Annotated in this window: 14 protein-coding genes and 1 pseudogene; 5 read left to right on the top strand and 10 right to left on the bottom strand. The window is 60.1% G+C overall.

The window, feature by feature from the left end; all coding sequences use genetic code 11:
• Window positions 1-93 precede the first annotated feature (93 nt).
• The 3 genes from tnpA to tnpC all read left to right on the top strand — a co-directional run bounded on the left by tnpA (window position 94) and on the right by tnpC (window position 2621).
• Window positions 94-558 (top strand): IS66-like element accessory protein TnpA, encoded by a 465-nt coding sequence (tnpA, locus tag DMZ65_RS17135; protein WP_116599222.1) that lies wholly within the window; start codon window positions 94-96, stop codon window positions 556-558.
• Window positions 555-908 carry an IS66 family insertion sequence element accessory protein TnpB gene (gene tnpB / locus DMZ65_RS17140; RefSeq protein WP_108693780.1) on the top strand — a complete coding sequence of 118 codons (354 nt, stop codon included), beginning with the start codon at window positions 555-557 and terminating at the stop codon, window positions 906-908. The genes tnpA and tnpB overlap by 4 nt, the downstream gene beginning before the upstream one ends.
• Before the next feature lie 63 nt (window positions 909-971).
• A complete protein-coding gene (gene tnpC, locus DMZ65_RS17145; RefSeq protein WP_116599223.1) occupies window positions 972-2621 on the top strand; it encodes an IS66 family transposase in 1650 nt (549 codons plus the stop codon).
• On the opposite strand, the gene DMZ65_RS17150 is transcribed toward tnpC, so the two are convergent.
• Window positions 2594-3370 (bottom strand): DUF3644 domain-containing protein, encoded by a 777-nt coding sequence (locus DMZ65_RS17150; protein WP_116600003.1) that lies wholly within the window; start codon window positions 3368-3370, stop codon window positions 2594-2596. The genes tnpC and DMZ65_RS17150 overlap by 28 nt on opposite strands.
• Window positions 3371-3786: 416 nt before the next feature.
• Between DMZ65_RS17150 and DMZ65_RS17160 the strand changes: the two genes are divergently transcribed.
• Window positions 3787-4122 carry a hypothetical protein gene (locus tag DMZ65_RS17160; protein ID WP_116600005.1) on the top strand — a complete coding sequence of 112 codons (336 nt, stop codon included), beginning with the start codon at window positions 3787-3789 and terminating at the stop codon, window positions 4120-4122.
• 438 nt (window positions 4123-4560) lie between these two features.
• On the opposite strand, the gene DMZ65_RS17165 is transcribed toward DMZ65_RS17160, so the two are convergent.
• Window positions 4561-4749, bottom strand: a complete 189-nt coding sequence (locus DMZ65_RS17165; protein ID WP_116600006.1) for a hypothetical protein — start codon at window positions 4747-4749, stop codon at window positions 4561-4563.
• Window positions 4750-4987: 238 nt separating this feature from the next.
• On the opposite strand from DMZ65_RS17165, the pseudogene DMZ65_RS17170 reads away from it, so the two are divergent.
• Window positions 4988-5188, top strand: a pseudogene (locus DMZ65_RS17170) (transposase); the annotation flags it as partial.
• A gap of 580 nt (window positions 5189-5768) precedes the next feature.
• Here the strand turns inward: DMZ65_RS17170 and DMZ65_RS17175 are convergent.
• The 8 genes from DMZ65_RS17175 to DMZ65_RS17205 all read right to left on the bottom strand — a co-directional run bounded on the left by DMZ65_RS17175 (window position 5769) and on the right by DMZ65_RS17205 (window position 12223).
• On the bottom strand, window positions 5769-6416 hold the full coding sequence (locus DMZ65_RS17175; protein ID WP_116600007.1) for a hypothetical protein: 648 nt from the start codon (window positions 6414-6416) through the stop codon (window positions 5769-5771).
• 168 nt (window positions 6417-6584) lie between these two features.
• On the bottom strand, window positions 6585-6728 hold the full coding sequence (locus tag DMZ65_RS19555) for a hypothetical protein (protein ID WP_157960671.1): 144 nt from the start codon (window positions 6726-6728) through the stop codon (window positions 6585-6587).
• Window positions 6729-6767: 39 nt separating this feature from the next.
• Window positions 6768-7784, bottom strand: coding sequence for an amino acid ABC transporter substrate-binding protein (locus DMZ65_RS17180; protein ID WP_116600008.1), 1017 nt, complete (start codon window positions 7782-7784; stop codon window positions 6768-6770).
• 202 nt (window positions 7785-7986) lie between these two features.
• Window positions 7987-8703, bottom strand: coding sequence for an ATP12 family chaperone protein (locus DMZ65_RS17185; RefSeq protein WP_116600009.1), 717 nt, complete (start codon window positions 8701-8703; stop codon window positions 7987-7989).
• Window positions 8700-9380, bottom strand: coding sequence for an HAD-IA family hydrolase (locus tag DMZ65_RS17190; RefSeq protein ID WP_116600010.1), 681 nt, complete (start codon window positions 9378-9380; stop codon window positions 8700-8702). Before DMZ65_RS17190 ends, DMZ65_RS17185 begins: the two co-directional genes overlap by 4 nt.
• Window positions 9377-10423, bottom strand: coding sequence for an RluA family pseudouridine synthase (locus tag DMZ65_RS17195; RefSeq protein ID WP_116600011.1), 1047 nt, complete (start codon window positions 10421-10423; stop codon window positions 9377-9379). Before DMZ65_RS17195 ends, DMZ65_RS17190 begins: the two co-directional genes overlap by 4 nt.
• A complete protein-coding gene (crcB, locus tag DMZ65_RS17200) occupies window positions 10420-10800 on the bottom strand; it encodes a fluoride efflux transporter CrcB (protein WP_116600012.1) in 381 nt (126 codons plus the stop codon). The genes DMZ65_RS17195 and crcB overlap by 4 nt, the downstream gene beginning before the upstream one ends.
• A 109-nt stretch (window positions 10801-10909) precedes the next feature.
• Window positions 10910-12223 carry a replication-associated recombination protein A gene (locus tag DMZ65_RS17205; protein ID WP_116600013.1) on the bottom strand — a complete coding sequence of 438 codons (1314 nt, stop codon included), beginning with the start codon at window positions 12221-12223 and terminating at the stop codon, window positions 10910-10912.
• Window positions 12224-12427 lie beyond the last annotated feature (204 nt).

Consider the following 12427-nt stretch of genomic DNA (forward strand, 5'->3'; position numbering starts at 1 on the left):
ACCGTATGCGGCGGTTCCGGCCCATTGATTTGATGTGTTTCTGACGCGTGACGTGCCTGCGACAAGGTCTGCGTCAGCAGATGGAGGTATCACATGGCGGATGGTGGTGATGGGTTCATGGGGCGGTGTGAGGTTGTTGAACCTCGGCGGCGCGGCAAGCGGCATTGGCCGGATGATGTGAAAGCGCGGATCGTTGCCGAAAGCCTGCAGCCCGGTGTCCGGGTGGTGGATGTGGCCGCGCGCTATGACATTCTTCCGCATCATCTTTCGGATTGGCGTCGCCATGCACGGCAAGGTCGGCTGGCCCTGCCAAGTCACTTGATGGACGCGCTTCATGGATCGCCGAAGGCGGAGGCGACGGAGCCTGCCTTCGTGCCGCTGTCCATCCTGCCCGAGCCTGCGGGTCAGTCGGTTTCATCTCCTTCGAAGGCGGCTGCGACCGGTGACGCCGGGGTGTTGATGATCGAGATCGGGTCCGATGTGATACTGCGCATTCCCGATGATGTGGCGGTGGAACGTGCGGTTGCGCTGGTGCAGGCGCTGCGGGGTGCGCCGTGATCGTCGCGGGACAACGTCAGCCGATCCTGATTGCGACGCGCCCGGTGGACTTCCGCTGCGGGCATCGTGCGCTGGCGCTGATCGTGCAGACCGAGCTGAAGCTGGATCCGCATTCCGGGGTGACGATCGTGTTCCGCTCTAAACGTGGCGACAGATTGAAGATTTTGGTTTGGGATGGAACAGGTCTCGTGATGGTCTACAAAGTCCTGGAACAAGGCAGCTTTGCCTGGCCGAAGGTTCAGGACGGGACAATGCGGCTGTCACGAGCCCAGCACGAAGCTTTGTTCGAAGGTCTGGACTGGCGTCGGATCGTTGCGCAGCGGGTCGCCCCACCCATTGCAGCGGGATGATTTACTTACCTGTTTTGGTGTTGTTTTATTGGCCTTTCCTGCCCGGAACGGCTATGAATCCGCATGTCGCAGCCCTTCGATCTCAGCCTGTTTCCGGACCTCCCGCCCGAGGTTGTGAAGGCGTTCGAGGCCGCGCAATTCGAGCTGGCGGTCGAGCGTGCGGCCCGCCAGCATGAACAGGCGGTCGTCGCCGAAAAGGACGCCTTCATCACCGAACTGAAGGCCCTGATCGAGAAGCTGCAAGGCCAGGTCGGACAATACCGACATGCAAAGTTCGGACCGAAATCGGAAAAGCTGGACCCCGCGCAGCTCGAACTGGCGCTGGAGGATCTGGAAGCCGCCATCGCCGAGACCCAAGAACAGATTGCCGCGGTCGAGGAGAAGATCGCGGCCAGCGAGACCGATCCCGAGAAGAAGGCGCCGCGCAAGAAGCGCAAGGCGCGCGCCTTGCCGGAACACCTGCCGCGCGTTGAGCGTGTCATCGAACCAGACAGCATTGCTTGCCCTTGCGGTTGTGGCGACATGGTCAAGATCGGCGAGGATCGGGTCGATCGGCTGGATTACATCCCGGCGCGCTATCAGGTGATCGTCACGATCCGCCCGAAATACGCCTGCCCCAAAGGGCGCGCGGGTGTGGTGCAGGCCAAAGCCCCGGCGCATCTTCTGGAGGGCAGCTGGCCCACCGAGGCGCTGCTGGCACAGATCGCCGTGTCCAAGCACTCCGAACACATGCCGCTGAACCGCCAGGCCATGGTCATGGCCCGTCACGGCGTGCCGATCGACCGCTCGGTTCTGGCTGACTGGATGGGTCGGACCGGCGCGCTGATTGCGCCCGTGGTCGATCATATGGGCAGGCGCCTGATGTCGGAAAGCTCCCGGCTCTATGTCGACGAAACCACCGCCCCGGTGCTGGATCCCGGGCGCGGAAAAACCAAGACTGGCTACCTTTGGGCGGCCTTGCGCGACGACCGTGGCTGGAACGGCACCGCGCCGCCGGGTGTCGTGTTCCACTACCGCCCCGGGCGTAAAGGCGAATATGCCGCCGAAATATTGCACGGCTTCAACGGCACGATCCAAGTCGATGCTTACGGCGCCTATACTCACCTTGCCACACCAAAACGCACGGGCGGCGATCCATTGCGTCTGGCGTTCTGCTGGGCGCATGGACGACGCAAACTGATCAAGGCCAAACCCAAGAAGGGTTCGCCTATCGTGGACAAGGCGCTGTTGCGCATCGCCAGGCTCTACAAGATCGAAGACCAAATCCGTGGCTCGGATCCTAATCAGCGCCGGGCTGTCCGGCAGGAACTGTCTCGTCCATTGGTCGACGAGTTCTTCGCCTGGCTGCAGGCGCAGGCCGGGCGGGTCTCGCGCAAGTCCGACCTCGGCAAGGCGATGGCCTACATGCTGAAGCGTCAGGACGGCTTCCGCCTGTTCCTGGACGATGGTCGCGTCGATATCGACTCCAACCTCGTCGAGAACGCCATCCGCAGCCCTGCCATGAATCGCCGCAATGCGCTCTTCGCCGGTCACGACGAGGGCGGACGGAACTGGGCGCGCTTTGCCAGCCTGATCGCCACCTGCAAGATGAACGGCGTCGAACCCTATGCCTATCTGCGCGACCTGTTCACGAAATTGGCCAACGGCCACCTTGACCGCAACATCGACGCCCTGATGCCGTGGGCCTACGCGCCGCAGCCCAACGGCGCATAGGGACCTCGTCTCGTAGTCCCTGACGAGCTACCGAATGGGATCCGCTTCAACACATCGCGGCTACGTGCAAGCGGGAACTCAATGGGGCGTAGTCGCCGCATACGGAGCTTCGCGCCGAGGGCGTCATCGATCCGGCTCGTTGAGCGGTGCTCGATCTCGTGTCTGATTTCAATCAGAAACTGGAGGTTCTTTGCAACGCCTCCCTTCGCCGGGCATTTGCCCTGCCTCAGGCAGTGGCCAAGTTCCCAGAATTTGTCGGCACCTTCCTTCGTCGTCTGGCCCGGATATCGGTAATCAATGCCCTCCCGCTTTAACCAAGCGTGAAGGAGATATGTCCACGCGATGATGCCAGTGACAATAAAGAGCTCAGCGCGGAACGTCAGGCCAGCGCTGTTAAAAGTCTGCACGGCGGCGATCATAGCTTCGCGGGCTTTGATGAGGAGTTCATCACCCCGGATGCTCAGTCCGGTCTCATGGTCGATGTCCGGCCACGTCGCCAAGAATGCGTCGAGATCGTGGTCGCTCGCCGGTTTGATCGCTTTGTGTTTCGCCTCATTTCGAATCTCGCTGATGAGGCGATGATTCACGGATCGAGTTGGGCGGGTGAAGTAGGCGAGGATGTCTTGGTCATTCGTGAACGGGTTGCCGCGGGCAATCATGGTCTTCACGATCGCCACCTCCCAGTTCTCCAGGGTATTCCCGCGCCGTTTTTTCTTCTTCTTGGGTTTCGCTTTCTCTTGGTCGACCATGCAGCACCTCCCAGAGGTCAGTAGCAGGAGCGAAACGTCCTACAAAGCGCTGTTCGCCATTTTGTACTTCTCTGTGATGGCCCAGGTCGAATACGTGATCGGGCTGAGACCGGCGGGTGAACGACTGGCACGGACTGCTTCAAGTTCACGCGCTTCGCGAATGCCGGGCAGGTCTACCTCGATCCAGCAGTGAAGATTGAGGGCGGAATCCAGAAAAAACGAAGTCAGTTTCGCGTATCGCACAGCGACCTTCCTGATCTATATGACAGCTTCCAGTCGGTTTCTTTGTCTTTACTTCAAAGCCTTAGAGAACATTTCGACGTCAGTTTGGAGTCCAATTTTTTTGGGTTAGGAGTCGTGCCCATTTCCTCGGTATCGGTTGACGCAACAGCCGATTAACAAGGAAAGGGAAGGCAATGGCACTTTCGAATCACCAAGCTCTTGAGGTCTCCAGACGCATCTCGCGCACCAATGAGACTTCCCAACTCTCTGGTATTCAGTTCGGTTTGTCGCTGGCGTCGGAACTCGTCGCCGACGGAATCGATCGAGCCAAGATCCTTGCAGCCATAAAAATCGTTGTAGGCAAGGCAACCGAGGTCCACAGGAAGCAAGACGCGGATCATCTGGCCCTGACTATCGAGGCGCTCGGTCGCTGTGGAGAGTGGGATGAAAAGACCGCGTGTCTCATGCGCCTCGGCTGGTTCTTGGACGATGCGATTGAGGCCGGTCTAATCGAAGAATTTCGCACCTGAAGCAGCCAAGGGCGCTCCACCGCCGCATCGACCCCACACGGCGGGAGTTGACTGCCCATGCAACTGCCAAGACTGGTCAGAGCCTTCTTACACCAGCCCGAGCGATATGATGCATCTCGCTACGCGCTTGACAAACTGCAGCGCGACTCTCCAGCCGCTGTTCCTCAGACATGTCGCCGTCCTTTTTGCCCTCTCCCCGAACGGACCCCGGGGTCCGACTTGCTTCCAGCAGCGGGCTGTTTCCGTGACAACTGTCGTCGCCGCGCCTCGAACAGCGCATCCGACGATCGGATCCATTGCCGATAACACGCCCAAGAAGTCGTTGAGATCGGGCATCTCAGCGCCGAACGCTTCGTCTTCAGCGTCTACATCAAGACTGTCAGAGGGTGCGATTTCGTCTATGTTTTGTTCGTAGAGCGGGCGCTCGTCGGTAAATACTTAGGCTTTCCCTGTCTCCTCGCTCGCGCGGACATAGAGCTTGCTTGATCTCCATTCACCGCCGGTGTTCTCAGATCGCCACTCAACATCGATTCTCGAAACCACTTCACCGTTGCTCGATCGCTCTTCGTCGACCGCCGCCGCGATTTGGATTGCAATGTCATTAACTTCAAAGGACTGCTTGAACATTGAGGATCCGCCCGAATCATGATGATGGTCATTAGAGCCGTTCGGCCTATTCGAGTCCAGCTTGCGATAGTAAGCCGTAGCGTGGCGGGTATCCTCCGGATCTGCAGGCTGATGCCGTGAAGTTTGTGATCAGACAAGCTGAAGCAATGGCTCGGATGATGTAGCACCAGTGACCTGCCCCCCGAAACTTCCCTCGTTCTGATGTAGAGTTTTCTCAACCTTTTCAGGGAGCAGACAGATGCGAAAGAGCCGTTTCACCGAGGCGCAGATCATCGGAATGATCAAGGAACAGTAAGCCGGAACGCCGACTACGGAAGTGTGTCGCAAGCGCGGCCTCAGCCAGGGCGCGTTCTACAAGTGCAAATCGAAGTATGGCGGCATGGAGGTGTCTGATGCCCCCAAACTGACGGCACTTGAAGATAAGAATGCCAAGCTCAAGGTTGTGTCCCACCGGGTGGTGTAGGAGGCCGCGCGCGAAGCCATTGGCTTAGCGCAGCGCGCGGCCGGGTTGGCGGCCACCACGTTTCTTCATAGTCTAAGGTTGTTCAACGACCGATGACAACGAAGGAGCACACGATGACCGATACCATGATCAACCTTCCGGAGACGATCGCAAAGAGCGATGAGGCCGGGCGAGCGTTGGTCAATGGACTTCCTGTCCGACAAGCGACATAGCTGACGCAGCTGAAATCGCCGTGGGACACCCTTGTGGCAATCTGTTGAATTCTATGGTGCCGTATCAGCGCGGGCGTGGGACACTTGCTCAAGCAAAATCAATCACTTAGGATCAGGGTCGGATTCCCCTATGGGCTGCCACTTTTGCTTGTAAGTTATTGTTTTAAGTGGATAAAATCTAAGCTGTTGCGCTCTGCCTAAGCATTGTCTAAAGATTTAACGGGCACCAAACAGCCCCGAAAGCCCTGCCGGACGCTCACGAAGACGTGACCGCATGTCGCACCCTGCGAGAAGCATCGCAGCCGGGTCGCCGCGAAAAACGTGCGAACCGGCTGCAAAGCATATCATGCCTCAATCACTATTTTGACCTTTTCGGGATCGACGCCCAACGACTGCGCCAAGCGGTGCTTTGCATCCGCGATGGTCAAAGGCGCTTCGTATTGAGCGGACGGAACCGGCGGCGTCGCATCGGTTGCGTGATCTTCGGGTTGCCCGTCCAATCGCATGGTTAGCAACGGCTCTCTGCCAAGCGCGATGCCGCCCCCAACCGAAGACGCTGCGTTCGGGTCTTCGGCGATAAACATGGAAACCCAAACACCGCGACCTGTAGGGATGGTGTGACCCGCATCAAGTCTCGCACGATAAGCGCGGTCAAACCTTTCCCGCATTTCGTCCCCGTCCACCATGTAGGCCAACCCCTCTTTCGGGTCGTCCCTGTCGTCAACTGTGACGGCAACGACGTAATCTACGTCTTCCAGCGTGCCCCAACCGCTATCAGCTTCATTGCGAGGGAAGGCAATCCAAGTGTCCTGCGTGGTGCGAATCGACACTGTATACCGCTCATCGCCCTTCACGATCCTTCGGACGCTGGACTTGCCAATGCCCTGAATACGCTCAACGCGCCAACCCGCTTGTTCTAGCGCCGCTTCCCCCAACTCAAACAGCTTGCGACGGTTGACAACCTTCTGTGATGTGCCTGAAACGTTTGTCATGATAAAACTCCTATCTGCATTTACTCTGTGGTGTAGATGCGCACAGATTCGGAATAAGTCAACTCTTCCTGGTTCTCTTCAGGAAGGGGATAGGAATAAACAAAAAGAACCCCGGTTGCGTCAGTGCACGCGAACCGGGGCCAGTTGGCACTTCGTCGTTGGAGTTCGTCAAGGGTGTTCGCACAGCCCGGCGATGGTTGATCGTTGGTCGGCGGGAAGTGCCCACAGCGGCACCGCCGCGGCGGCAAGGCCAAGGTCGCCTAGCCCTTCCCCGATCAGAACATCCCGGACGTTCTGTGCTGGTGACGGCATGGGGAAGCGCGGCGTCGTTAGGCTGCGCTGAACCGCCGCCTAACGAAACGGCGGCGCGTAGAGCAATCCGCCGTCGATCCATTGCGCGTTCAGCCCGCGCGACAGGCCGACCGGCGTGTTCTGACCGATATTCTTTTCGAACAATTCGCCATAATTCCCACCGGCCATGATGGCGCGTTTTGCCCAGTCGGGGCTGAGGCCCAGCATCTCGCCCAACGATCCGGATGTGCCAAGAAGACGCTTGATTTCAGGGTTGTCGGTCACGCCGGACAACTCGTCGACATTCGCCGAGGTGACGCCGTATTCTTCCGCCGCGATCAGCGCATTCAGCGTCCAGCGCACGATGTCGCCCCACTCGTTATCGCCATGGCGCACCAACGGGCCCAGCGGTTCCTTCGAGATGATCTCGGGCAGGACGACATGGTCCTTGGGGTTCTGGAATGTCGCACGGGTTGCGGCCAATCCGGACGCATCGGTGGTGTAGACATTGCATTCACCCGCCAGATAGCGATCCTGTGCATCGGCCACCGTGTCAATCGGAACGGTCGTATATTCCATGTTGTTCTTGCGGAAATAATCCGCAAGATTAAGCTCGGCCGTAGAGCCGACCTGCACGCAGATGGCCTTGCCGTTCAACTCTTTTGCCGAGGACACGCCAAGCTCTTTGGGAACCAGAAAGCCCTGGCCGTCATAATAGTTGATCCCGACGAAATCGAACTGCTGGTTGACGTCGCGCGAAAACGTCCAGGTGGTGTTGCGGGCCAGGACGTCGATCTGCCCCGATGCCAAGGCGGTAAAGCGGATCTTGTTCGTGGTGGGCACGAAGTTCACCGCCGACGGGTCGCCAAGAACCGCAGCCGCAACTGCGCGGCACATGCCGACATCGAAACCGTCCCAATTGCCATTCACATCGGCGGCGGCAAAGCCGACCATGCCTTCGGACACGCCACAGTTCAGCATGCCGCGTGCCTTGACATCGTCAAGCGTGCCCGCCGCTGCGCCACCAACCGTCAGGCCGGCCACGCCGAGCGCACCAAGCAATGCGGTCCCCTTCATCGTCATCCCTTCCAGTACTTAAAACTCATCGCGGCCAGTGACCTGCGCTCCCCAGCCGCCGACCACATATCCAGCACATCGAAAATCACGCTCAATGTGCAGGAGTTTGGGCGAAATCTGCATGTAAGGTCAAGACAACTCTCTTCGAATACCCGCGGCTTGCGGTTTGCCTTGCGTCAAGCTCTCTGCTTCAAGACCGGTGTCACGGCCCGCGCCGACACAGGTCCAGAAACACCTTGGCCTGAAGAAAATCGCCACGCTTTCGCGCAGTCATACGCGCGGCTTCGTCATCCACGCCCCATTTTTCCTCTTGCCAGATCTCGTCGATCCGCGACAGATCCCACGCGGTTTCGGCCTTCAGGTGCGCCTCTGACACGGCCAATGCAAGCACCAAGGAGCCCGAAATCGACACAAGATCGTGAAACGCTGCGAGTTCGAATGCCGTCATCCCACGCACGATGCCCTCAAGCGCGGCCAGTGCCTTTGGGTCCTGCGCCGCATGCATCACGCCGGTTCGCGGTGCCAACCGGGCACCAAAGCGCGCATCGGCCCAGTCCAGCAACGGATCCCAGCCCTGCGCCTGCCGGGCAACCAATCCGTCGGGGCTGTCGGCGCGGTAACACAACAAATCGGCGTCGCCATAGGCCAGCAGCATCGTTGCTACCTCGTCAAACTGCACCGCAACCTTGTCGATGGCCGCATTCGCGCCGCGCGTGACCGGCATGGTCAGCGGGTTGACCCGGTCTTCCTGCGCGTCCCATTCATCCGCAATGGCCTGGGCCAGCGCCCGTGTCGGCACCACCAGTGCTTTCTTGGCGGGCGTCTTTACCGCGCGCCCGTCCAGCGCCACGGAATACCCGCCCTCGGCCTCGACCACCTGCGTCTCTTTCCAGAACCGCTTTGCCGCCCCGAAACTCATGCCCAGCCTTTCCAGATCCGCCCCAGCGCACCGGGCAGGTCTTCAATCGTGTCGATCACCACATCCGCCCGCAACCGTGCCACCGGGTGATAGCCCCAGCTGACACCCACGGCGCCGAACTTCGCAGCCCGCGCCATATCCATGTCGTAGGACGTGTCCCCGATCATCGCGGCCTCGCTGGCCAGCGCGCCGGTCTCGTCCAGACAGGTCTCCAGCATCGAGGGGTGTGGCTTGGACGGATGAAAATCCGACACTTGTTCGGTCACGAAAAAACCGTTCAGCCCGTGGCCTTCCAGCAGCGCGTCAAGCCCGCGCCGGGACTTGCCCGTTGCCACGCCCAGCAACACGTCATCACGCGCCTTCAGCCTCTCCAGCATGGCGCGCACACCCGGATAAAGCGGCGAGGTCGACTCTGCCCCGTCGCGCATCCGCAGCGCCACATAGGCATCCTTATAGGCGGCGACCATGCGCGACAGCACAGCGGCATCCACCTGCGGTGCCAGCTTGCCGATTGCCTGATCCAGCGACAGCCCGATAATGCCCAGCACATCCGTGCGCGCAGGCGCAGGCAGCCCCGCATCGGCAAAGGCCGCGCCCATCGAGGCGACAATATCCGCCTGACTGTCCACAAGCGTGCCATCGACGTCAAAGACGATCAGTTTCGGTGCGTCACTCATCGCAGGCTCTCGAACGGGTCTGCGTCGGCCAAGTCTTCGGTCCAGCCGAACGTCTCCCAGCTTTGCGCCATATGCGGTGGCAGCGGCGCGGTCACCGTGATCTCCTTGCCCGTCACCGGATGCTCAAAGCTTAGCGAGCGCGCGTGCAGGTGCAGTTTTTTCGAAATCACACCGCCCAGTTGCGCGCCCCAGCCATCGCCGGGGTTGTCCTGACCAGAGCCGCCATATTTGCCATCGCCGATGATCGGATGCCCGATCTCGGCCATATGCGCACGAAGCTGATGCGTCCGGCCGGTGATCGGTTCCATTGCCACCCAGGACGCGCGCCCCGCCACCCGGTAAAGCGTGGCATACAGCGTATGCGCCCGCTGTGCGCCGGGGGTTCCGTTCATCTCATGCGGATGGACGCAATGCATCTTTTCGCCTTCGCCCTTGGCACCATGGCCGCGCGCCTTGACCAACCCATAGCGGATCTCGCCCAGATAGGGCGTCGGCACACCGGCCACCAGCGCCCAGTAGATCTTGTGCGTCAGCCGGTGGCGCATCGCCTCTGTCAGCGCCTTGGCCATGGGCCGGGTCCGCGCCAGCAGCAAGACGCCGGATGTGTCCTTGTCCAGCCGATGCACCAGCCGGGGCTTTTCGTCATATCCGAATGTCAGCGCCGCAGACAGCGCATCGACATGGCGGACCCCCTGCCCGCTGCCGCCTTGCGTCGGCAGGCCCGGTGGTTTGTTGATCGCGATGATATGGTCATCGCGGTACAGGACCGTGCCCTGGATCATCTCTTCATCGGCAGGATGCAGATCCATCCGCACCGGCGCGGGCTTGTGATCCTCCGCCGGAATGGGCGGGATGCGCACCACCTGCCCTGCGTTCAGCCGGGTGTTGGCCTTGACCCGCCCGCCATCGACGCGCAGCTCTCCCTTGCGGCACATCTTTTCGATGCGCCCCTGTTGCACATGCGGGAACATCCGCCGCAGCCAGCGGTCCAGCCGCTGATCGGCGTCGTCCGGCCCGATGGTGACGTTCTGTACCTGGCTCATGCGAAGACCCCGCGCGTTGCAAGCATCCCAAGTGTCAGACCGCCAACCGACAACCCGACCGACAAAAGCACATAAAGCCCCGCCAGCCCGAATGCGCCCCGTTCGATCAGGGTGACAGTTTCCAACGAAAAGGATGAAAAAGTGGTAAAGCCGCCCAAGATTCCAGTCATCACGAAAGGCCCCCAATGGGTCAGCCCCTTGTTGGCCGCCATGACGACGAAGACGCCCATGATGAAAGAGCCAAGAACATTGACCGTAAGCACGCCCAAAGGAAAGCTGGTCAGCCCGAAGACCCGCGTCACGCCGACCCCGGTCAGAAAGCGCGCGCTGGCACCAATAGCCCCGCCAAGGGCGACTTGAAGGACGGTGAAAATCATGCCGGACCTGTCGCGTCTGGCGCCGCTATTGTCAAGCGCACAGCGGCTTTGACGCTGCGAGGGCTTATGTACATATTCAGCGTGCAAAAGGCACAAATGGCCCCAAACCTCACCCCGGATTGCGCCGCGCGCGCAGTTTGGCAAAATATTCGACGCGCTTTTTCAGATCCCGTTCAAAACCGCGCTCGACAGGGGCATAAAACTCTGTCCGGGCCATGGTTTCGGGAAAGTAATCCTGCCCGGAAAACCCGTCTTCCTGATCGTGGTCATAGGCATAGCCGTCGCCGTAACCCTCTGACTTCATAAGCTTTGTCGGCGCGTTCAGGATATGTTTGGGGGGTGGCTCACTACCGGTTTTCGCCGCCGCCTTCCGCGCGGCCTTATAGGCCGTATAGACCGCGTTGGATTTCGGGGCGAGCGCCAGATAGACCAGCGCCTGCGCGATCGCCAACTCGCCTTCGGGGCTGCCAAGGCGTTCGAAAATCTCCCACGATTCCAGACAGATGGACTGCGCCTGCGGGTCCGCCAACCCAATATCCTCAACCGCCATCCGCGTGATGCGCCGCGCCAGATAGCGCGGATCCTCGCCCCCTTCCAGCATCCGCGCGAACCAATAAAGCGCGGCATCCGGGTCTGATCCCCTGACCGATTTGTGAAGTGCCGAGATCAGGTTGTAATGCGCATCGCCGGACTTGTCATACTGCGCCGCACGACGCATCAGACGTTCGCTCAAGCTTTTGGTATCAAGCGGTTTTTCAACCTTCCACGCCATGATCTGCTCGACGAGGTTCAGCAGCGCCCGCCCGTCACCATCGGCCATCTCCAACAGTTGTTCTCGGGCTTCGCCGGTCAACGGCAATGCCCGGCTTACCTCTTTCTCCGCGCGCTGCGCCAAACGCTCCAGATCGGCAAGCGATAGGCGTTGCAGAACAAGCACTTGGCTGCGGGACATCAAGGCCGCATTCAGTTCGAATGAGGGGTTTTCCGTGGTCGCCCCAACCAGCAGTATCGTGCCGTCCTCCATATGCGGCAAAAAACCGTCCTGCTGCGCCTTGTTGAAACGGTGGATTTCGTCAACAAACAGCAAAGTCCCCTGCCCGTTCGCCCGACGATGCTTGGCGGCCTCGAAAACCTTCTTCAGATCCGCAACGCCTGAGAATATCGCGCTGATCTGGACGAAATGCAGGTCCGTCTCGCCCGCCAGAAGACGCGCTATCGTGGTTTTTCCGACACCCGGCGGCCCCCAGAAGATCAGCGACGACAGTGTGCCGGACGCCAGCATCACACCCAAGGGTGCCTCCGGTCCAAGCACTTGCTCTTGCCCGATGACCTCATTCAGCGACTGTGGTCGCAGCCTGTCGGCCAAGGGGCGCGGGCCGTTATCTGCGGCTACTTTCTGGGCGCTGTCGAAGAGATCGGCCATCCGTCCTTATCCTGTTGGCATAGTGGGCCACCGCGCATCACGGGCTGATACAGCATATGTCTGCGCGTGCGCCGCGATGCAAGCCTTGAGCCACAACCGCTGCTGCGCGTCAGCAAGGACGGGCAGGTTCACAAAGGGTTTTACGCTGTTCTGATGCTCTGATTGCAGATACCGCGCTAGCGGGAGATCACCCGGATTGCCCGT

Origin of the sequence: Primorskyibacter marinus, from assembly GCF_003313245.1 — a bacterium.
Lineage (GTDB): Bacteria > Pseudomonadota > Alphaproteobacteria > Rhodobacterales > Rhodobacteraceae > Primorskyibacter > Primorskyibacter marinus.